The organism is Deltaproteobacteria bacterium, from assembly GCA_016178705.1.
In the GTDB taxonomy this organism is placed as follows: Bacteria; Desulfobacterota; Binatia; order HRBIN30; family JACQVA1; genus JACOST01.
On record JACOST010000015.1, the window covers coordinates 77,254 to 99,578 of the forward strand.

Annotated in this window: 18 protein-coding genes and 1 pseudogene; 4 read left to right on the forward strand and 15 right to left on the reverse strand. The window is 63.9% G+C overall.

Annotated elements, in window-relative coordinates; all coding sequences use genetic code 11:
• The first annotated feature begins 45 nt into the window (after nt 1–45).
• Nucleotides 46–1,194, forward strand: a complete 1,149-nt coding sequence (locus tag HYR72_12130) for an amidohydrolase family protein (GenBank protein ID MBI1815722.1) — start codon at nt 46–48, stop codon at nt 1,192–1,194.
• Nucleotides 1,195–1,209: 15 nt separating this feature from the next.
• Here HYR72_12130 and HYR72_12135 read toward each other — a convergent pair whose 3' ends face one another.
• Nucleotides 1,210–1,875 (reverse strand): DedA family protein, encoded by a 666-nt coding sequence (locus HYR72_12135; GenBank protein MBI1815723.1) that lies wholly within the window; start codon nt 1,873–1,875, stop codon nt 1,210–1,212.
• A 186-nt stretch (nt 1,876–2,061) separates the two neighbouring features.
• On the opposite strand from HYR72_12135, the gene HYR72_12140 reads away from it, so the two are divergent.
• Nucleotides 2,062–3,312, forward strand: coding sequence for a hypothetical protein (locus HYR72_12140; protein ID MBI1815724.1), 1,251 nt, complete (start codon nt 2,062–2,064; stop codon nt 3,310–3,312).
• 140 nt (nt 3,313–3,452) lie between these two features.
• Here the strand turns inward: HYR72_12140 and HYR72_12145 are convergent, their stop codons facing one another.
• Nucleotides 3,453–4,163 carry a histidine phosphatase family protein gene (locus tag HYR72_12145; protein ID MBI1815725.1) on the reverse strand — a complete coding sequence of 237 codons (711 nt, stop codon included), beginning with the start codon at nt 4,161–4,163 and terminating at the stop codon, nt 3,453–3,455.
• 53 nt (nt 4,164–4,216) lie between these two features.
• Here HYR72_12145 and HYR72_12150 point away from each other — a divergent pair, with 53 nt between their 5' ends.
• Nucleotides 4,217–4,456 (forward strand): DUF433 domain-containing protein, encoded by a 240-nt coding sequence (locus HYR72_12150; GenBank protein MBI1815726.1) that lies wholly within the window; start codon nt 4,217–4,219, stop codon nt 4,454–4,456.
• A 197-nt stretch (nt 4,457–4,653) separates the two neighbouring features.
• Here the strand turns inward: HYR72_12150 and HYR72_12155 are convergent, their stop codons facing one another.
• The 6 genes and pseudogenes from HYR72_12155 to HYR72_12180 all read right to left on the reverse strand — a co-directional run bounded on the left by HYR72_12155 (nt 4,654) and on the right by HYR72_12180 (nt 13,575).
• Nucleotides 4,654–4,947 (reverse strand): hypothetical protein, encoded by a 294-nt coding sequence (locus tag HYR72_12155; GenBank protein ID MBI1815727.1) that lies wholly within the window; start codon nt 4,945–4,947, stop codon nt 4,654–4,656.
• Nucleotides 4,922–5,146, reverse strand: a complete 225-nt coding sequence (locus tag HYR72_12160) for a hypothetical protein (protein MBI1815728.1) — start codon at nt 5,144–5,146, stop codon at nt 4,922–4,924. The genes HYR72_12155 and HYR72_12160 overlap by 26 nt, the downstream gene beginning before the upstream one ends.
• A 149-nt stretch (nt 5,147–5,295) precedes the next feature.
• Nucleotides 5,296–6,057: a hypothetical protein gene (locus HYR72_12165; protein ID MBI1815729.1), complete on the reverse strand. Its 762-nt coding sequence runs from the start codon at nt 6,055–6,057 to the stop codon at nt 5,296–5,298.
• Nucleotides 6,058–6,190: 133 nt separating this feature from the next.
• A complete protein-coding gene (locus HYR72_12170; protein MBI1815730.1) occupies nt 6,191–7,324 on the reverse strand; it encodes a hypothetical protein in 1,134 nt (377 codons plus the stop codon).
• A 1,850-nt stretch (nt 7,325–9,174) separates the two neighbouring features.
• A pseudogene (locus HYR72_12175) lies at nt 9,175–10,005 on the reverse strand (M23 family metallopeptidase).
• A gap of 213 nt (nt 10,006–10,218) precedes the next feature.
• Complete coding sequence (locus HYR72_12180) at nt 10,219–13,575, reverse strand: AAA family ATPase (protein ID MBI1815731.1); 3,357 nt, start codon at nt 13,573–13,575, stop codon at nt 10,219–10,221.
• A gap of 102 nt (nt 13,576–13,677) precedes the next feature.
• On the opposite strand from HYR72_12180, the gene HYR72_12185 reads away from it, so the two are divergent.
• Nucleotides 13,678–14,745 carry a phosphotransferase family protein gene (locus HYR72_12185; protein MBI1815732.1) on the forward strand — a complete coding sequence of 356 codons (1,068 nt, stop codon included), beginning with the start codon at nt 13,678–13,680 and terminating at the stop codon, nt 14,743–14,745.
• Nucleotides 14,746–14,754: 9 nt separating this feature from the next.
• On the opposite strand, the gene HYR72_12190 is transcribed toward HYR72_12185, so the two are convergent.
• The 7 genes from HYR72_12190 to HYR72_12220 all read right to left on the reverse strand — a co-directional run bounded on the left by HYR72_12190 (nt 14,755) and on the right by HYR72_12220 (nt 22,289).
• The gene (locus HYR72_12190) at nt 14,755–15,003 is read right to left on the reverse strand and encodes a hypothetical protein (protein MBI1815733.1); all 249 of its coding nucleotides are present in this window, start codon (nt 15,001–15,003) and stop codon (nt 14,755–14,757) included.
• A gap of 28 nt (nt 15,004–15,031) precedes the next feature.
• Nucleotides 15,032–16,318, reverse strand: coding sequence for a hypothetical protein (locus HYR72_12195; protein MBI1815734.1), 1,287 nt, complete (start codon nt 16,316–16,318; stop codon nt 15,032–15,034).
• An 82-nt stretch (nt 16,319–16,400) separates the two neighbouring features.
• Nucleotides 16,401–16,826, reverse strand: coding sequence for a PIN domain-containing protein (locus HYR72_12200; GenBank protein MBI1815735.1), 426 nt, complete (start codon nt 16,824–16,826; stop codon nt 16,401–16,403).
• Nucleotides 16,823–17,119 carry a type II toxin-antitoxin system prevent-host-death family antitoxin gene (locus HYR72_12205; protein MBI1815736.1) on the reverse strand — a complete coding sequence of 99 codons (297 nt, stop codon included), beginning with the start codon at nt 17,117–17,119 and terminating at the stop codon, nt 16,823–16,825. Before HYR72_12205 ends, HYR72_12200 begins: the two co-directional genes overlap by 4 nt.
• A 69-nt stretch (nt 17,120–17,188) precedes the next feature.
• Nucleotides 17,189–18,787, reverse strand: coding sequence for an AMP-binding protein (locus HYR72_12210; GenBank protein MBI1815737.1), 1,599 nt, complete (start codon nt 18,785–18,787; stop codon nt 17,189–17,191).
• 715 nt (nt 18,788–19,502) lie between these two features.
• A complete protein-coding gene (locus HYR72_12215) occupies nt 19,503–20,699 on the reverse strand; it encodes a CoA transferase (protein ID MBI1815738.1) in 1,197 nt (398 codons plus the stop codon).
• 60 nt (nt 20,700–20,759) lie between these two features.
• Complete coding sequence (locus HYR72_12220; GenBank protein ID MBI1815739.1) at nt 20,760–22,289, reverse strand: AMP-binding protein; 1,530 nt, start codon at nt 22,287–22,289, stop codon at nt 20,760–20,762.
• Nucleotides 22,290–22,325 lie beyond the last annotated feature (36 nt).

Sequence of the window (22,325 nt, forward strand, 5' to 3'; positions counted from 1 at the left end):
CGCTCCCGTTGCGATCCGCCTAGCGACTGCGCTAGGGCGAGTTGCATGAACCTGGTCGTCGACGCGGACGGACACGTATTGGAGCCGCCCGACGTGTGGGCGCGCTACATCGACCCGGCCTATCGCGCGCGAGCTATTCGCGTTCGCCGCGGTGACGACGGACGCGACGCGCTCGAAATCGACGGCCGTCCGGCGCGTCTCACCACACCCGAGATGCTCGGCGGCTTCGGCGGCATGGGCAAACCCATCGAGGAGCTTGCGATAGCGTCGCTCTCCGGCCGCTATGCCGAGAACGCTCCGTTGGCGGCCACCGATCCGGCGGCGCGGCTCGCGTTGCTCGATCGCGACGGGATCTCGCACGCGGTGCTCTATCCCAGTCTCGGTCTGCAATGGGAAGCCGAGGTCAGCGATCCGCAATACGCGCTGGCGCATTGCCGCGCCTACAACCGGTGGATCGAGGAATTCTGCGCCGGTAGTGGCGGGCGGCTCATTCCTATCGCGCACTTGTCCCTGGGCGATGTCGATGGCGCTGTGGCCGAGTTGCACCGCGCCGTGCGCGCCGGCGCGCGTGGCGCATTCGTGCTGCCCTTTACGTTGAGCGGTCTGCCGCACGGTCACCCGGCGCACGATCCGCTGTGGGCGGCGGCGCAAGATCTCGACGTGCCGATTGCGATTCACACCGGCATTGATCCTCCGGCGCGCGATCTCCATCGCCGGTTCGACGGTCTGACTTGGCCCGAAGGTGTGATGTCCGGCATCTGGTACCTCCAACTCATGTTCCCCCAGGCCGTGCAGCAAGCGTTCTCGACGTTCTTTGTGTTCGGTACCTTCGATCGCTTCCCGCGGCTCAAGCTTGTCGTGCTCGAATCGGGTGCCGGCTGGCTGGGATTCTGGATGGATCGGATGGACGCGCTGTACAAGGGACCGCTGCGCGTGACCATGCCGTTGGAACAGCTTCCCAGCAGCTACGTGCGCCGGCAGTGTTGGATCTCCGCCGATCCCGACGAAGGGACGCTGCCGTTGATGCTGGAGTACGTCGGCGACGATCGCTTCGTGTGGGCGACCGACTTCCCTCACAGTGATCACGACGCGAACTACATGGCTGAGTTGCGCAAGCTGGCCGACGGGCTGGCTCCTGTGCGCCGCCAGCGATTGCTCGGCGACAACGCTGCCGCGCTCTATCGACTCGCGTAGTTGGCGGGCCTGCGTTTACTCGATAGCTGGCGCGGTGCGCGCTTCGCGGCGGGAGCGTAGGTACTCGATGATCGGTGGCATGATCGACAACACGACAATCGCCACGATCACGTAATGGAAGTTGCTCTTCACCGCCGGCATGTTACCGAAGAAGTAGCCGGCGACCACGAATGACATCACCCAGGCGATGCCGCCGATGACGTTGAACGCCGCAAACTTCGGATAGCCCATCTGCCCAATGCCGGCGACGAACGGGGCGAAAGTACGAATGATCGGCATGAAGCGCGCCAAGATGATCGTCTTCCCGCCGTACTTCTCGTAGAACTCGTGTGTGCGGCGGAGGTGCTCCTTGTTGAGCAAGCGCGACTGCTCGCGGTTGAACACCTTCGGCCCGACCCGAAAGCCGATCGAATAGTTCACGGCGTCACCGGCGACGGCGGCGATGCACAGCAACGTGAGCAGTAGCGGCAGGCTGAGCGGCGACCCCTCGATAGACGCCAGCGCACCGACGGCAAACAGCAGCGAATCACCCGGCAGAAATGGCGTGACCACCAAGCCGGTCTCGCAGAACAGAATTACGAACAGCAGCAGATAGAGCCACGGCCCGAGCATGCCGGCCCAGTCGTTCAGATGAACGTCGAGGTGAAAGAAAATCTCGAACAGTTGTCGGACTAGATCCATGCGTGTCTCCGGGTGTGGCCGCCTCGCTCACAGGACGTAACAGAGTGCGGCAGTGCTCTCAATGGGCGCGCCGTTCCGATCTTGGTGCAACCCGTGTCTTGCGAGCCATTGGTCCGCCACCGGCGTGATTTGCAGCAATCTGCGCCTTGGCTGCATCTCTGCAGAGGAGACTTTGGAGATGCGGATATGCGTTTGCTTGAACGACAGGTGGTCAAGACGAGCGGGCTTGCAATGTTGCTGCTGGCCCTGCCGCTCAGTACTCGGCTGGCGGCCGCAGAAGATGCAACCGTCTACTGGAACAATCTCGGTATGCACCCGGTGGGGCAGGTGTGGGTGAACCAGCATCCCGACGCGGTTGAACTGGGTGACCTGGCGCGGTGTCCGGCATGCCACGGCGCGGACTACCGCGGCACCGCTATCTCGCGCACGCGCGCGGATCGGGTGTTGCACACCGAGTTCGGCACCAAACACTTCTGGCCAGGTTTTCAGGTGGGGTGCTATACCTGCCATATTGGCCCAGGCGGTGACGATGCAAATCCGAATCATCCACCGCTCGTGAGTGACGCCGCGGCCGCGACATCGGCCGACACGCCGGCGATGATTCGCCTCAGCGCCAGTGATGCCGACGGCAACCCACTGACCTTGCGCGTCGTCTCGCAACCAACTCATGGCACCGTGGAACTGAGCGGAACGGTGGCCACCTATGTTGCCGATGCCGGGTTTTTCGGCTCGGACATATTCACGTTCGCCGCGTGGGATGGATCGAGCGATTCCAACCTCGCCAGCGTGGCGATCGACGTCGTCAACGGTTTGTCCGGCAGTGCGCCAGCATGTCCCGGAGATTGCAGCAACGACGGCGCCGTGACTGTCGACGAGTTGATTCACTGCGTCAGTATCGCGCTCGGTGCACCCCTGGGTGATTGTCCGCCATGCGATGTCAGCGGCGATAACTTGGTGACCGTCGACGAGCTGGTACAGGCGGTGACGGCGTCGTTGAACGGCTGTTCTGGGCAACCGGCGCCAACTGGAGCAGCGACGGCCACGCCGACACCGACTCCGACGCCACGTTCGAGCGAGGCGCCGACAGCGACACCGACGATGCCAGCATCCGCGACGCTCGCGGACGTGCAGGCAATCTTCACCAGCAGTTGCACGGATGCGGCTTGTCACACCGCCGCAGATCGGGCCGGCGATCTGGTGTTGGAGCCCGGCAGCTCGCACGCCGCGCTCGTCGGTGTGTTGCCAGCAAACCCCGCGGCGCTGAGCGACGGGTTGCTGCGCGTCAACCCGGGCAATCCCGCCGCCAGCTTCCTCGTAACCAAGCTCACCACTCCGCTGCGTGGGCAAGGGTCGAAGATGCCGATCGGCAAGCCGTCACTCACCACGGCGCAGATTCAAGTGATCCGCGACTGGATCACGCACGGAGCGCTGCCGTAACTACTAGTGGCGTGTCTCATAATCGCGTTTACCGATCCGCTGACGCAACTGGGAGGGCGAGGCTTCTGCCGAGCCGCACGGTGCATGCCAAGCGGCTCGCCGGGAGGCTCGCCTCCCGTTTCGAATCTCGAGACGCGGCACTAAAGACCCGAGCGCGTTCGCACATCGTCGGCGCTGCGCTCATCGAGGTGCGCCGTGCAGTTGAGTAGCCGCACGACATATGGTGGCGCGGTGTCGATGATGGTCAGCGAAGTATTGCCCCAGCGCTGCGGGGCGGCGACACCCGCCGGCAATTGCAGATGCCTCTGCGCCAGTGAGGCACACACGAGTCCGTGGGTGACCACGGCGAGATGCCCGCGGGCGCGAGTCGCGGCGTCGGTGATTGCGACCCACGCGCGATCGACTCGCTGATGAAACTCCATCCAGCGCTCGCCGCCAGGTGGCTCGTAATCCGGCCCCAGGATGTCGACGTCGAAGTCCGCATACGCTCGCCCCCGGATGTCGCCGTAGTTGCGCTCTTGCAGGAGCGCGTCGAGCCGGAGCGTGGCGCGGGTCGTGGCTTGCACGATTTCAGCGGTTATGCGCGCCCGCGGGAGATCGCTCGTGATCACGTTGGTGATGCCTTCACCGGCAAGTCGGCGCGCGAGCAGCCCGGCTTGGGTGATGCCGCGCTTGCTCAGCGGCGCTTCAGGCGTTTGCACTACGCGCGCCGCGTTCGAATCGGTTTCGCCGTGTCGGATGAGATAGATCGCCATCGCGCGACGGTCAGACACGTTCGCCGCGCGGCTGTCAATCGGAGAGGACGCAAAATTGTAAGGATACAGCTCGCGCTGGGTCGCCTCAACCCGCATCGCATTTCGTACCGTGTTGCGCGTTGTGCTATCAGACTTCCATGGACGATAGTATGAAAACCCTGCCAGGCTACCGTTGGGTCATCATCGATCCGGAACTGCTCGGTGGGCAGCCGGCGATTCGAGGAACGCGATTGTCCGTGGCGCATGTGCTCGCGTGTCTTGCTGAAGGGATGACCGGAACAGAGATCGCGATCGACTACGCGGGCTTCCCGCCCGAAAGCATTCCTGAGGTTCTTCGTTTCGCGTCCGAGGAACTTGAGCAGCGTCGCGGCGCCAATGTGGCTGCTTGACCACAACGTTCCTGTTCAGTTGCGGGAGGTACTGGTCGAGTTCGGAATCGAGGCGGACACGGCCTTTGGGCGCGGCTGGCAAGCGTTGCGCAACGGCGATCTGGTCGAGACCGCCATTCGGCGGAGTTGCAGTGACGGTAGGCGTGATCGGCGGATACGCGTCGCCCGTCCACGGTGACGCGGGCGGCTCCGGAGGGCTACTCGACCTCGACACGATAGCTGATGACCCATAGGTCAAGTTGCTCGAGACGCGCCTTCCAGCGACCTTTGAATTGCCGCATCCATTGCCGATTCTTGGGCGTGTCGGGCGCATCGACAACCAGCTTCACGAGGGTGTCGCGGTACGTCACGCCGCCCTGTCGCCAATGGCCCTCGACCTTCTGCGTTTCGTAACTTGCCGCGCCGAAATGATCGACGATTTGCAGCACCGCCTCCGCAAGCCAATCGGGCGGCACCTCGCGCCCATCATTGAACTGAAGTGGGAGCAGCACCTCGAATCGCCGCCACCTGCTGCTCATAGGTCGCCTTTCCCTTGACGATGAACGGAATGCTCTGATCGGCGAGGGCTTCCAGCGCCGCTTCCGGCACGAGATGCTCGCCGGTGCGGAGGACACGACCTGAGAAGCGGCCAAGCATGAAGCCCAGCGCGCGCTTCTCGGTCTCTCGATCCGGGAAGGTGATCGTCACCATGGTCTCGCTCCTTCAAACATCGCTCGAAGTCTACCACTGATGATTCGACGCGCGCAAAGCAAAGCGTTGCCAACCGCGCGCACGAGTTCGTCGACCGAGATCATAAGGTACTCCGTGCCTCCGACTGCCTACTGCCCTCTGTCTACTGCCTACTGTCTCTCCGCGCATCTACTCAGCGCGATGTTCACCCCTTGGATCAACTCGTCGACCGTCACGTCCGTGCTGTGATCGGCATCGAACTGCGGACAATCGCTGAGCGGTGACACTCCGAGCGCGATGTTCACGCCTTTGACGAGCTCTTCGACGGTGACGGTGTCGCTGCTGTCGCAGTCGCCGGCGCAGGGGATTGCTGTTGCGGTCGGCGGTAGCGGCGTTGCGGTTGGAGTCGCTGTGACGGTAGGCGCAGTCGTCGGACACGGAGTCGGAGAGGCGTGCGGCGTTGTAGTCTGACTCGCAGTCGGGGGCGGGCTGATGACAGCCGTGTTGTTTGGCGTCACAGCGATCGATGGGGTGCCGGCGGTAGAGAGCGTCGGCGTCGCGGTGTTGATTGGCGTTTCTGTGGGCGAATTGGTCGCCGTCGGCAGTAGCGGAGAAGTGGTTGGACTACTTATCGCTGTTGGCGTGAGCGTCGGAACTGGCGTCGCGGTCGGAGTGTCCGCTTCAGTGCTACTCGGCGCGAGTGTGGGAGTTACGCTGAACGACTCCGTGGCGGTGGGGGCTACCGTGTCTGTTCGCGTTTGAGTGGCGGTCAGCGTCGCCGTTTCTATTGGCGCGCTGGTCGCGGTGTTTGTCGGTATCGAGGTAGCAGTCGTCGTGGGCAAATCTGTCATCGTCTCTGGCGGCGTCGCGGTGGGCGTTGCTGACGGGCTGGTGCTCGACGTGAAGGTTACTGGGGCCGAGTTGGTCGGCACGGGCGTCGTGCTCGCCGTACTCGTTGGAGTAACGGTGGGAGTACCGGACGGCGTGTCGGTAGGCGTCTCTGTAAGCGTTCTCGTTGCGCTGTGGGTTGGTGACGACGTTGACGACGCTGTCGCTGTGCCCGTACTAGTCGCGGTGAGCGTATGCGTCGGGATTGCTGTCAGTGTTGACGTGCGGCTCATCGTCCAGGTCGCGGTGGGCGTCAACGTTCCAGTCGGCGTAACGGTTGCCGTTTGGGACGGTGTGAAACTTGGGCTTGCCGTGGCGCTGGTAGTCGGCGTGAACGACGGCGTGCCGGTGAACGAAGCGGTAGGAGTCGGTGTTGGTGCTTGCGATGGCGAGCTGGATGGCGTCGGGCTCGCCGTTGAGGTCGCGGTGCTCGTCGCTGTGGCGATAGATGTGCTCGTCGCCATCGAAGTGATCGTGGCCATCGAGATCGCTGTCGCAGTGAACGTGCTCGTGGGGGTGGACGTTGGCGTCCGGGTGGGTGTCTGAGTTGCTGTGCTCGTACTCGTCCGGGTCGGTGTGGGTGAGTTGGTCGGTGTGCGAGTGGGCGTATCGCTCGGTGTTGAGGACGGCGTTCTCGTTGCTGTAGCGGTAAGGGTGTTCGTTGGGGTCGAAGTGCCCGTGTGGGTTGCAGTGGATGTCGCAGTGAATGTGCTCGTGGGGGTCGCCGTTGGCGTCCGGGTGGCTGTCTGAGTTGGTGTGTTCGTACTCGTCCGGGTCGGTGTGGGTGAGTTGGTCGGCGTGCGGGTCGGTGTATCGGTCGGTGTGGAGGTCGGCGTTCTCGTTGCTGTAGCGGTGGGGGTATTCGTTGGGGTCGAAGTGCCCGTGTGGGTTGCAGTGGATGTCGCAGTGAATGTGCTCGTGGGGGTCGCCGTTGGCGTGCGAGTGGCGGTCTGAGTTGGTGTGCTCGTACTCGTCCGAGTCGGTGTCGAAGTGGCGGTGTTGCTTGGTGTCGCAGTCGCGGTTCGCGTTGGCGTGTTGGTAGCGGTCTGGGTCGGCGTATTCGTGGGCGTTGCCGTCGCGGTGCCCGTACTCGTTGCTGTCCGCGTCGGAGTGTTCGTGGGCGTACGAGTCGCAGTTGCTGTTGCCGTTCGAGTCGGCGTGCGCGTGGGCGTCGTGGTCGGTGTGGGCGTTGGCGTGTTGGTCGGCGTTGGCGACGACGTGGACGTGGCGGTGATAGTTGCGCTTGGCGAAGCTGTTGGAGTTGGACTCGCGCAAGCGCACTCCGGTCTGCTGAGCGCGTCGGCGGCGCACGCCTCATCCCATTGAACCTCGCAGCACCAGATGTTGGCGGTGCAGACCACGCTTCGACAGCTTGGATTCACACATCCAGGGCCTACTTCGGCTATACAGCAGTCGCCACTCGGGGTCGGCGTCGGCGTCGCGGTTGCCGTAGGCATCGGACTCGGGGTTGCTGTCGGCGGCGGTGCAGCGGCGTCAAGGTTAATCTGGTCAATAGCCATGCTGTTGTATGGGCTATCGCACTCGTACCCCTCCAGCCTCAGGTGGAGATTCTGTCCGCTGCTTTGGATCGCATATGGCTCGAAGCTGAAGTTGCCCGTCCTGTTTGCAGCAGTCGCTGTGCCTGCGATGCTACCATCAACGTTGATCGTAAAATCCAGACTCACAGGGCTAGCCATCGGTTGGGAGCCGGACGATGAGATGCCAACCCTCCCAAGCTGTACTCCGTTATCGTAGAGGGCGACGCTGGTCGAACCTCCCGCTCCGGGATTCTGGAACAACTCGACGCCGTAACCGCCATAGAAGCTGCTACCAGTGCTCCGTATCGTTACGAAGTGGGCAAAGCCGTCCTGATTCGGGCCGCAGCCAATCAACTGGGCGCGCAGGTGAGCTGGGAAAGAGAAGGCCAGCGACCGGTACACACCGGCACCGCTCACCCCAAGAAGTCTGTTTCCTGCGATCGAGATGTTGCCGAACTGCTCGGTCCATCCGTTCCCGGCATCGGCCGAATCCGGCCGATTGAAATCGTCTTGGAAAGACACAGCACCCGGGGTCGGCGTCGGGCCGCTTGGTGTAGCCGTAGGCGGCAGCACGCCTGTGCCGTTTACGGCGATATCAATCTCGTACGTTGTCGGGTCGCACACTGGCGGGCTGAATTGTGAACATCGCAGGTACGTGATGCCAACGGTGGCAATCGCTGATCCGGCTGCGGATGGAGCGAACGCCACCTGGAATGCACTTGAGGAATTGCCTGCGAACATCGTATTCGACGCGGGTCCACCGGACACAACGAATGCCCCTCCCATGCCTCCCTTGCTGGCAATGTTTTGCAGACGCATAGGATTGGTGGACACCACACGGAACGCCACGCCTGTGGCGGCGCCAGTTTGGCCGACAAGTGTGTCTGGAAAATTGATGCCTCCAGGCCAGACTTGGACGTACCCGTCAGATATCTGCCCCGGAGGAGTCGGAACCTGTGTGGCGGTCGGCAGATTCGTCCATGTGCGCGTTGGTGTCGCGGTGGGAGTCGCGCTGGGCTGCTGGGTGCCTGTCGATGTTCGGGTTGGAGTTAGCGTCGGCGTACGAGTGGGGATTGCTGACGGCGAGCTTTGACAATCGGGAACGGCGAGGTACTCGCACTGACCGGTGATGCACCTTCCTGTTGTGCACTCTGGGCCACTCACGCATTCCGTATCCTGACAACAGCTAGTCCCCGTGGCGCTCCCTCCAGACGAGCTCGGCGCGATGCATGCTGAAAGTGCCGTCACCGCAACTACCTCCGTGTAGTAGTGCCGACCACCGATTACCGCGTGTGAGGCCACGAAATAGGTTTTCGGTTCCGGGAAGGAAACGACATCATTGAAGATACCCTGTCCGGTCTTCGCTGAAGTGCGATTGCACGACGGGCGACCATCGCAGGTGGCGGCTGATACGTCCTGAATCGTGTCGACGTGGATGTTTGTGTGGGTCGTTGGCGTGTTAACGAGCCAGTAGAGGCGAAGGGAGCTTCCCGCAGACACCAACGATGGAGGCAGCGCCGCCCATTGGAAAGGACGGCGCTCCCACAACCGGACGTTCAGTCCGGGCAGGTCTGGTCGGTAAGGATCTGGCCCTTTGCCCGCCAGGTCGCCTTCCCAACCGTAGGGATCAACGGGAATATCGTCTTTTCTCACCTCGAAATGGAGATGAACAGGGAATGCGTTAGCTTTACCGCTGCAGCCACGGCCACCCGCGGTCCCGATCTGGGTCCCGCGACCAACGAACTTAGAAGGTTCGTACGCGCCTGACGCATTTGTCACGCTCGAATCCAGCGTGTCCAAATGCAGATAGACGGTCGAGTAGCCTCCGCCGTGGTCGAGGTAGACGGCCCCGCAGCAACCGGCCGTGCAGCCACAACTCGCGCTGCAAGTACCGCTGCTGCGCGCTATCGTTGTCCCGTCGGCGGCGGCGTACACTGGGAGGGGCTGACCGTTGGTTGAGAAGTCGTATCCGGGGTGCCCGTCGTAGTAGAGACGTGTCTTGTCGCTGTCACCACTGTAGCTTCCGTTGACCATGAAACTTGGCTGTGTGTCACTTCCGAACCCGTGAAGAAGCGAGCCGCCAAACGATACTGGATTAGAATCGGGGTTTGTGTCGCCAACTTCACCCGTGAACGCTCGGACTCGGCTGTCCGGGACATAAGCAGCGGGCGTCTCGTGGTCCATGACGGTGACTATGCTTGCGCTCCATGGGTCGACGGAGGGGCCGGTCTGAAGAGGGAACGAGAGCGGGAACGTCTCGGCCGAAGCATCACGTGCAGATGCCGCAACCAGGCACCCAAGGAGCAAGACGCGCCAAGAGGGGCCAAGCTCGGTGTGGCGCGCTCGCCTTCGAGGGTGAGCGCCCTCGGTGGGGTGTCGCACCGTGAGCAGCAACGCTCTGGCGAAGATGGCGATTTTACGCGCCCCACTTCTGATTCGTACCCGGTCGCTCATCGAGAACCTTCCCTGTCTCCCTGAGCAGCGCTACTGTGATTCCGCTCGTGACTCGCCTCTGCTGCGCCTTGATCCGTTCGGCGACAACGGTTATCTGCCTTTGAATCATGAAGCCCCCTCTCCATCCGTTGCGCGGCAACGGGTAGTCCTTCACTGTCTGTAGGCGCTCCACTTTCACGCCATTCGCTCCACTTTCGTCCGCTGCCGCAGTTCTCATTCCTCCCACCTGATTTCTTGGGGCGGGTTGTATCGGAAGGCGTGGCGCTCGTAGGTAATGTGCCGCTCAAGATGCTCGCCGAGCGGAGGGCTGCTTCGCTGGATCGCGGCGCGGGCGCGAACGATCGCTTTGGAGATATTCTTTCGGAGCTGATCAATTGTGTTTCCCACGTTGCCGCGACGGAGCTGGCGCTCGATCGCATCGCGTTCGACATCGATTGCGGCGAGTCGGGCCGCGTCGTTGAGGCGCGACGCTTCGCTGCGCTCGTGGAGCAAATCGCGCAAGCGCGCTCGGCAGGCGCGTAGCGCCCGCGCATCGAGCGCCGGTTCACCATTATCGAGCTGCATCACTTCCAGATGGTCGTCGCAAACCAGGGCGGCGCTCGGTGCTGCGGAGGTAACCGCTCGCTGCAAATCGATGACGGAAATCCAGCGTCCAGGATTGCGCAGCAGATGCGCCACATAGTGCAGCGCCTGCGCCTGGCGCACGCGAACCGGCCGGCCTTGCCAGCGCACGGTCCAGCGCTTGCCGTCGAAGCGGAAGACGTTCTGCGGCTGGGGTAGGCGCAATGCTTGTTCCCGCAGCGCCAGTGTCTGCCGGAGGTAGCCGTTCATCCCGAGCTGCTCGTAGGTGGCGATGGCGTCGCTGAGGAGCGTGAGAGGCGTGCGCGGCTCTGTTGGTGGGGAAATCCCCCCTTGCCCCCCCTTTTCAAATGGGGGTTCTTCACCTTCAGCGATTCGGATCAGCATCTCGGCGTACTGGTGTTGCGTGCGGGCGACGAAGCCGCGCGCACCTAACCGTGCATTCATGGTGAGCGCGGCTTCGAAGTGGTGCGCGGCGATGTCCCATTGCCGCATCAGCGCCGCGAGGAGCGCGAGCGCCCGCGACATCGATCCGTCGCAGGCTTCGCCGAAAGCCACTACTACGGTCTGCTCCGCGTATGGAAGCAGCGCGTCGTACAACACGCGCGCTCGACGGGTGTCGCCGAGCGCGACGCAGGCATGCGCGAGCTTTTCCATTGCGTTGATCCAGTTGGCGTCGCGCGGAATGTCGCCGAAGTCATTTGCCGCAAGTCGCTCGAACTCCGCGCGAGCCTCCGCCACGCGCCCGACTTCCGCATAGAGCAGTGTGAGACCGCAGCGGATCGCGGGCATGGTGGGGTACTCGTCCGCGAACCAGCGGATCTGGTCGGTGATCTCTTCGAGCCGTCCCTGATCGCGGCGCAATAAGAAGAATTGGGCTCCGAAGGCCAGCGCGCGGTTGGGGCTGTGCGCTCGTTCGCCAAGGTGCAGCGCCTCGTCGATGAGGGGCCCGGCTTCGGCAAGGCGCCCCGCCAACAGGGCGCGCATCGCGCGATAGACCGCGACACGCCAGAGATCGAACGAGCGGCGTAAGCTGTGTGCTTGCCGCGCGCAGATGTTTAGCTCGATGTCGACGCCACGGATATCACCGAGCGCGAGCAGGTCGACCAACCGCCAACTGTGACCTTCCAGCTCCAGTTTCGAAGCGTCAATCGATTCGGCCAATTGAATCTGGCGATCGGCCATGGTCAGTCGCTCTCGCGCATTGTCGGGCCCGAGCAGGGCGAAGTGCGCATCGCCGATCACTTCGGCGAGCACGCGGGTATCCCCAGCCTCCTCGGCGAGCGCGAGTGCTTCGCGGCTATTGCTCACGCGCTCCTCTACCGTTCCAGTGAAGTACTGCATCATTGCCAGCTTGCCGAGCACACACGCGCGCCATACCGGCTTGCCGCCATCGAGGCGCGCGTTCGCTTCGGTCAGCAGCGCAATGGCGGTGTCGTCGACCTGCGGATCGACATCGCCGGGGTTGGCGTAGTGCAGCGCCGCTTCGGCGAATAGCTCCGACGCGTCGAGTTCACGAGCGCGGCGCAACGCTTCGAGCAATGTACGGCGCCCCTCGATCGTTTCACCGACACACATCTGTGCTTCGCCCAACGCCACGAGCAATTCGACGCGTTGTCGCGCGCCGGCTTCGCCCGCATCGGCCATCGTGTCGAGTATTCGCAGAGCGCGCTGGTAACTTCTCGCGGCTTCCTCGTGTGCGAGACGCCCCGTTGCCGTACGGGCGGCGCGGATGGTGACGTCGAGTGCTCTTGCGGCGGTGCCGGTCGGGATCGCCTGGAGCAGATGGTGCGACAGCTCGTTGAAATCACCGTCCGGCAACGACTCCAACGCGTCGGCGGCGGCGCGATGTAAGCGGGCACGTTCGGTCGGCGACAGATCCTCGTACACCGTGTCGCGAATCACGGCGTGCATGAAACGCAGCCAACCTCCCTCGTCAGGCATCTCGCTGATGATGCGAGCCGCGTGAGCCTCGGCGAGGAGATCCGCCACATTCGATACTCTGTCGTCATCGGGACCGTACACGCGTGCCGCGGCGGCGACGGCAAGCGCGGAGAATTCTCGGCCGAACACCGCCGCCATCCGCAACGCGAGTTGGCATTGTGGCGAAAGCCTCTCGACCCGGCGCCGCAGGATCAGGCGCAAACCCTCGGGTACGGTCATCGCCACTGCGTCAGTCCAGTTGACGAGCGGCCGGTCTTCGGCGGCGAGCTGCCGCACGAGTTCTCGCACGTAGAACGGGTTACCGTCGGTCTGCTGGTGCAGCGCGCTCATCAGAGCGTCGGGGGCGTCTTGATCGATCGCGTGAGCCACGAACGCTGTGACCTCAACCGGGGAGAGACCACTCAACGGTAGTACGCGGGCGCTCGTGACCAACTCGCCAAGGACTTCATGCAGAGGACTCTGCGTCGCGACCTCGGTGTCGCGATAGGTGGCGATGATGAGGAGGGGAACGCTCGCGAGTTCACGCGCCACGAAGTGCAGGAGCCGGAGCGAAAGAAGGTCGGCGCGGTGGAGATCTTCGACGACGAGGGTGAGCGGCTCGCGGCTCGCGGCGCGGCGTAGAAAGCCGACGACGCTCTCGAACAAACGCAGACGGCCCTGTTGCGCATCGATGGTGGGAGCCGTCGTCAGGTTCGCGAGGCGTTTGCTCAAATGCGGCACGAGCTGGAGGAGATCCGCCGCGCCGGGGCCGAGCGTCTGACGCAACACCCGAGCGGTGTGTCGCCGCGAATAGCTGTCGATGATTTGAGACCAGGGCCGGAACGCCGCGGCCCCATCGCTTTCCCAGCAACGTCCCCACAGAATCGGCGCACTGCTCTGGGCAGCGAACTGCTCCAACAGCGTTGTCTTCCCGATCCCTGACTCGCCTCCGATGAGCACCAACCGGCCGTGACCCGTGCGCGCGCCGTCGGATGCTTCCCGAAGCGCTGCCAACTCGTCGCTGCGCCCGACGAAGATCGTGTCGATGTCTGCTGCTCTCGACCTCATGACTCGCGGTTACTCGGTCGCACGCATAGAGCGGGCGCGCGGCGCGCGTCAAGTCGGCCACGGACGATTGTAGGGGCAGCGCCGCCGTGGAAGAGTGCCCCCATGGGCGAGATCGCCGGGATTCATCACGCCAATGTGTCGCGCTTCTTTCGCGAGCACGTGCCCGGCGGTGATTGCGCGCTGATGTTCTCGTTGATCAGCGGCGGCCGCTCGAATTTGACATATCTGGTGCGCGGCGGTGAGCGCGAGTGGGTGTTGCGCCGGCCGCCACTCGGTCACGTGTTGCCGACCGCTCACGACATGGCGCGCGAGTACACCGTGTTGTCGGCGCTGGCGCGCACCGACGTGCCGGCGCCGCGACCCATCGCGCTGTGTGATGATCCGGCCGTCAACGAGATGCCCTTCTACGTGATGAACTTCTGCCAAGGCGTTGTCCTCGCCACCGAGATGCCGCCGGGTTACGCGCCGACTGAATCCGATCGCCAGCGTATCAGCCAGGCGTTGGTGGACACGCTGGTCCGCCTCCACGCCGTCGACTATCGCGAAGTTGGGCTTGAGAGTTTTGGACGACCCGACGGCTACATCGAGCGACAGGTGCGGCGTTGGGCGCAGCAATGGGAGCGTTCGAAAACCAGCGCGCTGCCCGAGATCGACGAATTGATCCGGCGACTCAACGCGGCGCTACCGCCATCGCCCGCTGCGACCATCGTTCACGGCGACTATCGCCTTGGCAACATGGCCCTCGATCCGAACGATCCGGGCCGCGTCGTGGCGATCTTCGATTGGGAGATGGCGACCCTCGGCGATCCGTTGTCCGACCTCGGCTACACGCTGATCTACTGGTACGAAGCTGGTGATCCTGAACAAGACGGCGGCGTCGGCACGATGGCGCGCTTCACCGCCAAGCCGGGCTTCTTCACCCGCGCCGAAATCGTCGCCGCCTACGCCCAGCACAGCGGCCGCAACGTCGATGCGATCGAGTTCTACCAAGTGCTGGCGCTCTACAAGTTGGCAATCATCAGCGAAGGCATCTACGCCCGCTACCTGCAAGGCAAGACCTACGGTGAAGGGTTCGCAGGGATGGCTCGCTCCACCAGCGCCCTCGCGCAGCGCGCGCTGCGGATCGCCGAGACCGCGAGCGACGCGCGATTGCGTGGGCTACGCAGCTAGCGAGCGGCGTCACTCTCGCCAACCAGGTGGTAGCGGTAGTTCGCGATCGCCGACCTTCGCAGGCAGGGCACGAATGAGAACGCGCGTATCGCTTCCGAAGTACATGCTCTCGACGTCGAGCTTGAGCGGTGCGTCCTTCCCTGCCTCAATGGTCGTATCGGTCCGATAGCGGAGCGTGTCGCGCGGCTTTGATTCTTCACTCGCCATCAGAATGACCTCGTAGCGAATGCCTACGACGCGCTGACTATGGCGATTCAAGACCTTTCCCCGAATCTTCGCCATGCGACTATGGCCGCAGCTTCTGTACGAGTGTCCAAGGAATCAGGAGCCGATCGATCGTCATCTCCTGCCACGTGAGCGCGTCGCGACGGGAGATCAAGCCGAGACGATACTGCGTGAAGCAGAGCCCGTTCCACACAACGAACAAGCTGAGCAGGACCGCCCACGACGCGGTGCGCATGCGTTGGCGCGAGGCTGAGAGCAGAGCGGCGAGCGAGAGGGCGAACAGCGGCAACAGGCCGGTGAAGCGGCGTCCGCCGAATGCGTCGCCCGCCCACCAGTCTGCCGCCGCGCTGCTCACGTAGAGCTGCACGAGAAACGACCCGACTGCGACCAGTGCCAGTGCGCGCTGGCGGCGCCACAGCGGTACGATGCCGAACGCAGCCAACAAGAGGACCGGGTGCCAGCTCAACATACCGTGACGCGACGAGATCAGCGTCGCGAGCGGATGCGGGCTCGCCCACAGCATGAAGTTACTTCCCTGCGGAATGATGAGCGGAGTTCCGTACACTGTTGCCCACATGATCATCTGAGGAACGAAGCCGATGGCGAATCCCGCCGTCAGCGCCAGTGCGTTGCCCGCTAAGTCCGCGATCGACGGTTGGCGCCGGTGAATCCTCACGATCAATTCTATGATCGGCACGACGAGCACTACCCCCTCTTGCCAGCGCACCAACGCGACCAGCGCGCCCGCCAGACCGAGCGTAAACCACCACGTGCGTGGGCGCGGGCGCGTCGGCGACGACCACATCCACAAGAACAGCGCGTTCGAGAAGATCGTGAGTCCGTGTGACATCGAGGGTTCCGCGATCGTGTAGTAGATGGCGGCCGTGGCCCACCACATCGCCAAGGTGGCCAGCAGTGCGACGGTCACATCGTACAGCCTCCGTAGCAACCAGTACGTCAGCAGGAAGCCCGCGCTCGCGTAGCCGATCGTCGCGATGCAGACGGCGCTCTCGTAAAGATAGCCCACGCCGTCGACCGGAATCGCCACACCGAGTCCGGCAATCAGGAGCGAGAGGGTGTGCGCGAGACAGAAGAACGGCAGCCAGAGGAGCGCCGATCCGATCGCGAACGGATTCGCCGGTAGCCGCGTCGCCGTCGGCTCAATCGAGACGCCGAGTCGCTGATAGTCGTTGGTGAAGTCGAGATCGTGATCCAACACGATCGAGCGGACAATCGCGTAGTAGCGAAAACCATCGGAGCCGATCAGGTGGCCGTCGACGCGCGGCAACGGAATGGTCGCGACAAAGATCGCCAGGCAGAGCGCGCCTGACGCCACGATCCAACGCACCGCCTGTCGATCGTCGCGTGGCCAGTTCAGCGGCCGCCAACCTTTCCTCGGCTCTGTCTGCGCCACTCGCCCCTCGCGTTGATCAGGCTGAGAGGACCCTGAAACCTTCCTTCTCGGCCGCCTCGGCCAGGCGCTCGTCGAAGGTCACGAACTCGATCGCCGCGGTGCGCTCTTCGATCGCCACCAACGCGGCCGCCAAGTGGAGCGCGTCTGCGGCGCGCAGCGGGTGCACCTCCAGCAACCGACGGGCGCGTGCGCGCGCGGCGTCGTAGCGGATGACTTCGTTCCACGCCTGTTCCAACTTGGTGAGCCGCTGCTTGGCCACCGTGAACCGTCGCCGATCGAGTCGCCCTTCCCGGCGCTTACGCGCGAGCGCCGAGATGACTTCGGTGCTCGCAAGCGCCCACACCAATACGACGGGATCGTCGCGCAACCACGACCGGCAGGTGCGGCTGCTGACTTCCGCGCAGACGAGCGGCACGATGGCCGACGAATCCCAGAACCTCACCGCGCCTTCCGCTCTTCTAGAAGTGCATCCAAAACACCACACGGTTTTCCTGGTGGGTCGGTGTCTAAGAGACTTTTGTCGATGGCACCCGTCCCGCGGTGGATCAATCCCTTGCGCTCCATCTCAGCCAGCGCCTCGGTTCCGATCCGGCGTCCGTGCGATCCATCGGCGATGGGAATGATCTGGGCCACAGGCACGTCGCGATCGAGAATCCGAATCACTTCTCCTTTGCGCACGAGCGCCAGGTACCGGCTCAGATGATTCTTCACCTCGGATATCTTGGCCTGCTTCATCTGGCTAACATAGCTATGTCGGTTGACTTCGGCAAGGCAACTCAGCCGGCGGAATTGCAGAGCGTAGCGCTAACTGCCCTCGTTCTCGATTCGCGCTTCGGCAGTGCGCCGCAGCGCCGGCTTCTCGATCTTGCCCGACCCGGTCCGTGGGACCTCGGCTTCGCTGATCAGAAACACGTGACGCGGAACTTTGTAGCTCGCCAGGGAACTTTTGCAGAAGTCGCGGAGCGTATCCGGGCTCGTGTCCGCGCCGGCGTGCAACACGACAAAGGCGGCGATGTTCTCGCCGCGCACCGGATGTGGGACGCCGACGACGTGCGCGGCTTTGACGGCGGGATGGCGCGCCAGCGCTTCTTCAACTTCAACGGCGGCGACGTTTACACCGGCGGTCTTGATCACGTCTTTCAGTCGCGTGGCGAAATGGAGATACCCGTCGTCGTCGAAATAGCCGAGGTCGCCGGTTTTGAAGAACCCGTCGGCGTCGAACGTATTCGCGCGCGGCACTTTGTAGTAGCGCTCCATCAAGGTTGGGCCCTTCACGTGGATCTCGCCGGCTTCGCCGACGGCGACCGGTTGGCGCGTCTCGGGATTCACGATCTTGACCGTCATGCCGTCGAGCGGTTTCCCGAACGTGCCAGTGCGAATCGCCTCGGCATCGTCCCAGCGCGCCGCGGTGACGCAGGTTGCGGTTTCCGACATGCCGTAGACACCGATGGCGACGTGGTCGCTGCCGAGCAGTTGCGTCGCGAGTTGATGGTTGGTGCCCTTCTTCAGCCGCAGCGTGTGCTTGGCGAAGTCGGGATGTTCGAGTAGTGGCCCGGCTTGATGCCAGCCGGCCATGATCGTGCAGCGCTCGCGCTCCAGGAGCGTGAGCGCGCTGCCGGCGTCGACGGTTTCCTGCAAGACGATGCGGCCACCGCCAGCCATAGTCGCGAGTGCCCCGAGAATGAAGCCGCCGCTCCAAAACAGCGGCATGTGACCCCACCACGCGTCGTCCGGCGTGATGCCGAAGCACGGCGCCAGACGCCGCGCGGAGATCGTCAGCGCGGCGTGGCAGTGCAATACCGCCTTCGCTTGCGCGGTGGTGCCGGAGGTGAAGAAGATCGTTGCCCAATCGGCCGGCGATACGGTGCGCTCCAGCGCATCGAGGAAGGCGTTGTCGCATTCCGGTTGCACGTCGCCCCACCGCTCGGCGCCGGGCGCGCTGCCATCGAGCAACACCACGCGCCGCAGCGCGGGTGCGCTCGAAGAGCGCAGTTGACCCGGTTCGCTGCGGCGCAACTCGGGGATGATCTCGTTCACGCTGGCGAGATAGTCGTGCTTCAAAAATCCCGGCAGCATCAGCAGGGTCGACACGTCGCCGTGCGTTAGCGCGTAGGCGATTTCGTCGCGTTTCCACAACGTGGAGAACGGCGCCAGGATTGCGCCGATGCGCAGCGCCCCGAAGGCGATTGGTAGCCAGTCGAGGCGGTTCGAACAGAGAAAGCCGACGCGCGCGCCTTTGGTGACGCCGAGCGCGATAAGCTTCTTCGCCGCAACGCGACTCGCCTCGCGCAACTCGGCCCATGTGAGCCGCGCCGTGACCGCGTCGCGCGGCGCATACGCGATCGATTCGGCGTTCGAGTCGCGCGCCGCAACTGAGTCCAGAAACGCGCCTAGTGTCTCCACTGAGATCCGTCCTTCATTCAGATGGGTCCGCGCTACGATCAGCGAGGGAAAACCCACGGCGGGGTTTTCCCTCGCGAGTTTCTTGCAAGCCTGCCCCCGTGCGCTCGGGCGCCCGATGCTCCGCTGGGCGTCGGCACGCGAAGTGAATTCGCGCACCTCCCTTTCGCGCCCGCGGCGCTCGGCGGAGCCGGCCCTGAGTAGCCAAGCGTATCGAAGGGGGCCGCGTGATTGTGACTCGGCCTCGCGCGATCATTCTCTGCCTGCGACACGGCGCTACGCCACCAATGATGGGCTGCTGAACGCAAGCGGTGGCCTCTGGGCTTCCTTGTTTCAGCGCTTGAGGCTTGTGCGACTATCTCTGAATTTTCATCAGGGTGTGTCCGCTCTCTGCTCTTTGCGGGGCATCCGACTCCGACAGTCGGTGGAAGCACTGCCCTGCAATGCATCCACGCAGAGGCCGCCGCTCGATCAGTCCATTCAGCGCTGGCGGGAAAGAGCGAGTGCGCCAACTTGGTTCCAACGCGCGGGGCCGACTCGGCATGACGCGACCCATTTGCCCCGCTCCGAGGCGGGAAAGGAGAGCGCGAGAGGAAAACCGGCCGCGGTTTTCCTCTCGTACGGGCGCAGGGGCGCAGCCCCGCATCCGGCGCTTCCGGCGCTACATGATTGCTGCGACCGTTCATTTCATCCGCGCGTATGAGCGAGACACACGGAATCACCCGCATGCTCCCACGTTGCGCAGGCGCGCGATCTCGTCCGCCGACTTGCCGAGTTCGCGCAGAACATCATCCGTATGCTCGGCGAGACCCGGTGGCGGGATGCGCAGCGAGCCGGGCGACTCGCTCATGCGGAACAATACGTTCATCGTCTTGAACGGGCCATGCTTCGGATGCTCCCAGTCGGCCACCGAGCCGATCGCTCCCAGTTGCTCCATCTCGAAGAGATCTTTCAAACTGTTGACGCGGCACGCGGGGACATCGAAGTCGTGGCACAGCTTGAGCCAGTGTGCGCACGTATTGGTGCGAAAGATGCCGTGCAGGATGGCGAGGAACTCCGCGCGGTTTTCGCAGCGCGCGTTGTTGGTGGTGAACTTCGGGTCCTTGAGCACGTCGGCGCGGCCCAGTCCGTCCATCAAGCGCTTGCAAAAAGCGTTGGTGAGACAGGCGACGATGAAATAGCCGTCGTTGGCTTGGAACGCTTGATACGGCACGAGGTCCGGATGACCATTGCCGAACTTTTGATACTCGTGGCCGGTGTTGAGGTAGGCCGTCGAGATGTCGGCCAGCAGCGAGATCGCCGCGTCGAGCATGGCTAGATCGATGCGTTGGCCGAGCCCGGTCTGCGTGCGGTGGAGCAGCGCCAGCGCGATGGCGTAAGCCGCATACGCACCGGCGGAAATGTCGGCAATGGGTCCCGCGGCTTTCGCCGGTGGACCGTCGGGAAATCCGGTCAGCCCCATCATCCCCGCGGTCGCTTGCAGGATGAGATCCATGCCGGGGTCTTGCGCCATCGGTCCGACGCTGCCGAAGGCGGTGATCGAAGCGTAGATCAGGCGCGGGTTGAGCGGCTGGAGTTGCGCGTAGCCCAGGCCAAGCCGGTCCATGACGCCGGGGCGAAAATTTTCTACGAGCACATCCGCCGTCGCAACCATTTCCTTGACCAGCGCCGCGCCGTCGCGATGCTTGATGTCGACGCCGACGGATCTCTTGTTGCGGTTGAGTCCCCAGAAATTGAAGCTGCCGACCTTCGGATCAGCGCCGCGCGCGTAGCGGATGCTGTCACCGCGGCCGGGCTTCTCGATCTTCCACACGTCGGCGCCCATGTCGCCCAGCAGCGTCGTACACCACGGCCCCGCGGCTTGATGGCTGACATCGATGACGCGAATGCCTTTCAACGGTCCTCTATTTTCCATAGTTTCACCTTGCTTCGAATCGGTGTTCATCGGCGTTCATCGGCGGTTTCGTTCCCTCCGTCAACTGAACTGCTCCTTGAGCAAATTGGTCTGCACCTTGTTGGCGGCGTTGCGCGGCAAGGCTGCGATGAACTCGATGCGGCGCGGCTTCTTGAAACCAGACAGGCGTTGTCCCGCAAACTCCGTCAGCGCCGCCGCGTCGAGTTGCGCGCCGTCACGCGCCACTACGATGGCGGTGACTTGCTCGCCCCATTTCGGATGCGGGGTGCCGATCACCGCAACATCGGCAACATCCGGGTGAGTGCGCAGCACGTCTTCCACTTCCACCGGCGACACGTTCTCGCCCCCGGTTATGATGAGCTGCTTCACCCGGCCGGTGATGAAGAAGTAGCCGGCGTCGTTCTGGCGGCCGAGGTCGCCGGTATGCAGCCAGCCATCGCGGATAGCCGCGGTGGTGGCAGCCGAGTCGCGAAAGTAGCCCTGCATCACCGTCGGGCCGCCGACAACCAACTCGCCTTCTTCGCCGGCGGCGGCGAGTGATCCATCGGCACGCCGTACGGCGACCATCACGTAGGGATTGGCGCGGCCGACGGTCCCTTCATGATCGAACACGCTGCTGCCGCGCGCCATCGCGACGCCGTTGGTCGACTCGCTCTGCCCGTAGGCTTCGATGATCTCCGCACCATCGAAGATGCCGGCGAGGGCACGCTTGGCATCCATCGGTGTGGCGGCTCCGCCGACGGTGACCTTTGCGACTGTCTTGCGCACTGCGGCGGGGATGTGTTTGAGCGACACCACGTCGAACACCATGCCGGCGATCAACGGCAGATCCGTAATGCCGAAGCGCTCGGTCGCTTCTAAGAGCACGCCTAGATCGAACTTGTCCATCAACACCGCCGTGGCGCCGTGCAAGACGCGACAGAGCAGATGCGAGACGAACACGGGCGTATGCGTGAGTGGGCTGATGCAGGCGCCGACGCCATCGGCGCGATCACCGCGCGCGGTGGCACAGGCCAGCGTCGACCACAGCAAGTTGGCGTGGGTGATCATCACGCCCTTTGGCGCGCCGGTGGTGCCCGAAGTGTAGGCGAGCACCGCAAGATCGTCTGGTCGCGGCGCGCGGGGTGCGCGCGCGCGCGGCTGAGAGCGCGGGCGGCGCACCACTTGCGGTTGCAGCGGCAGCGTGGGTTCGCAGACGAACGCCGCGCGGCCTGTGGCAACCGCCGCCTCGCGCGCGACCTCGGCGCGCGCGCTGTCGCACAGCAGCGCCTTCGCGCGCGCGTGCGTAAGCAGGTGCGTGGTCTCCGCCACGGTTGAGCGCACCGAAATCGGGACGGCGACCCCGCCGAGGCCCCACACCGCGAACATCGTGGCCGCTAGCGCCGGTTCGTTTGCGGCCATCACTCCGAGGTGATCGCCGGCCCCGAGGCCGTGCTGCGCCAGCCATGCGGCTAGTTCGTGCGCCGCGGCTGCCAGCTCCCCATACGGAATGTTGCGCCCGCGGAAGACCAGACCCCCGGCGTTCCGTCGTCGCTGCGCTTGCAGATCGAGGAAGTCGAGTGAAGAGGGAAGCAGCAGACGGGGGGACACGTGCGCTCGCATTGTCGATTCAACTAACGAGTGTTA

What these genes read in the sequence shown, in the direction of transcription:
- HYR72_12185 (MBI1815732.1), top strand. Translation starts at nt 13,678, where the DNA reads ATGGGCGAGATCGCCGGGATTCATCACGCCAATGTGTCGCGCTTCTTT.
- HYR72_12215 (MBI1815738.1), bottom strand. Translation starts at nt 20,699, where the DNA reads ATGGAAAATAGAGGACCGTTGAAAGGCATTCGCGTCATCGATGTCAGC.
- HYR72_12140 (MBI1815724.1), top strand. Translation starts at nt 2,062, where the DNA reads ATGCGTTTGCTTGAACGACAGGTGGTCAAGACGAGCGGGCTTGCAATG.
- HYR72_12180 (MBI1815731.1), bottom strand. Translation starts at nt 13,575, where the DNA reads ATGAGGTCGAGAGCAGCAGACATCGACACGATCTTCGTCGGGCGCAGC.
- HYR72_12145 (MBI1815725.1), bottom strand. Translation starts at nt 4,163, where the DNA reads ATGCGGGTTGAGGCGACCCAGCGCGAGCTGTATCCTTACAATTTTGCG.
- HYR72_12150 (MBI1815726.1), top strand. Translation starts at nt 4,217, where the DNA reads ATGAAAACCCTGCCAGGCTACCGTTGGGTCATCATCGATCCGGAACTG.
- HYR72_12205 (MBI1815736.1), bottom strand. Translation starts at nt 17,119, where the DNA reads ATGAAGCAGGCCAAGATATCCGAGGTGAAGAATCATCTGAGCCGGTAC.
- HYR72_12130 (MBI1815722.1), top strand. Translation starts at nt 46, where the DNA reads ATGAACCTGGTCGTCGACGCGGACGGACACGTATTGGAGCCGCCCGAC.
- HYR72_12160 (MBI1815728.1), bottom strand. Translation starts at nt 5,146, where the DNA reads ATGGTGACGATCACCTTCCCGGATCGAGAGACCGAGAAGCGCGCGCTG.
- HYR72_12135 (MBI1815723.1), bottom strand. Translation starts at nt 1,875, where the DNA reads ATGGATCTAGTCCGACAACTGTTCGAGATTTTCTTTCACCTCGACGTT.